Origin of the sequence: Azospirillum sp. RU38E (assembly GCF_900188385.1) — a bacterium.
Taxonomy (GTDB): domain Bacteria; phylum Pseudomonadota; class Alphaproteobacteria; order Azospirillales; family Azospirillaceae; genus Niveispirillum.
In genome coordinates, this window is record NZ_FZOI01000063.1 from 1 (window position 1) to 1,427 (window position 1,427).

Sequence of the window (1,427 nt, forward strand, 5' to 3'; positions counted from 1 at the left end):
TACTACAGTTGCGTTTGTTGTAATCGATAGTGGACGAGAGCGGCGTTTGCCTGATGTCTTCGCCTCCAGAGTGACCAGTCGAGGACGGCGTCGATGTCGCTGGCTGTCGGGAACCGGATTCGAGCGATAAGGCGCCTGATTTCGGGGACGGAGGGGATGAGGGTCTTGAGCCGGTTCAGGCGGCGATTTGGCCTGTCGGACTCCTTTCGTTCCGTTTGGCTTCAGCGTCGCGGCGCAGGTCCGCAGCCAGTTTGGCGAGGAAAGCGGCGGCGGCCATGCACAAGGTCATGTGCCGGTGCCAGCCGTGCCAGGATCGGGCCTCGCAATGGTCGAGGCCCAGGTCGTCCTTGGCGCGCTGGAAACATTCCTCGATGGTCCAGCGCAGCCCGGCGGCCCCGGCCAGTTCGGCCAGGGCGGTGCCGGCCGGTGCAAAGACGAAATAATAGGCCCGCCTGTCCGGATCATGCCGGTTGCGGCGGATCAGGACCCAACGCTCGAACCCTTCGTCACAGGTCCATGCCAGCGGGATACGCGCCCAATCATAAAGGCGCAGGCCCTTGGCACCTTCGCCGGCGGCCAGACGGGTCCAGGCCTCGACCGGCAGTTCATCGGCCATGGCCTGTGGGTCAGTCTGCAACAGACCATCCGTTGTCCAAAACCGCAAGGTCTGGTTGGAACGGACAGCCAGCACATAGGGCTGCCGACGCCCCTCCAGCATGCGGCGCAGGCCGCTGTCCGAACCGTACAGGGCATCGGCCAGTACCCAAGCACACCTCACACCGCCATCCAGCGCCGCCGCGATCAGATCACGGGCGATCACCGTCTTCGGCGCGAATGTCACGTCTTCCGGCACCTGAGCCTTCGCCCGGCGAGCCGCATCACCGGCCCAGTCCTTCGGCAGATACAGCCGCCGGTCGATCAGCGCCTGGCCCCACGGCCCCGCATAGGCCAGGAACACGCCGACCTGGCAATTCTCGATCCGGCCCGCCGTGCCCGAATATTGACGGCCAACCCCGACCGAATGCTCGCCCTTCTTCACAAAGCCGGTCTCATCCACCACAAGGACCCCGTCCCCTCCACCCAACGCCTCAAGCACATAGGCCCGAACCGTCCGGCAGACCGCGTCCGCATCCCAGCGTGAGCGACCCAGCAGCGATTGCATCCGATAAGGCCGGGAAAGACCTGCCTGTTCCGAAAGCAGCCAGCCCGTCTTGCGCTCCGTATCCGACAGCAACCCATCGATGAAAGCCGACGCAGACTGCCGAACCTCAAGCCGCCCAAGCACCGGACCCAACCGATCCTTCAAGCCCGACAAGGCTTCATCCCACGCCAACAACGTCCCAGACCAATCCGATACTCCCATGCCTCAACCTCCATATCCCGAAGGCACAGGGAATCACGATAAATCAATAACCGCAACTGTAGTA

At 63.6% G+C, this 1,427-nt stretch carries 1 protein-coding gene; it reads right to left on the reverse strand.

Annotated features, from left to right (window positions below; translation table 11 throughout):
• Positions 1 to 175 precede the first annotated feature (175 nt).
• Positions 176 to 1,363, reverse strand: coding sequence for an IS701 family transposase (locus tag CHB97_RS25660; RefSeq protein ID WP_089290855.1), 1,188 nt, complete (start codon positions 1,361 to 1,363; stop codon positions 176 to 178).
• Between the last annotated feature and the right edge of the window lie 64 nt (positions 1,364 to 1,427).

Bases quoted from the DNA above. Each gene is read 5' to 3' on its own strand.
- CHB97_RS25660 (WP_089290855.1), bottom strand. From the start codon at position 1,363: ATGGGAGTATCGGATTGGTCTGGGACGTTGTTGGCGTGGGATGAAGCC.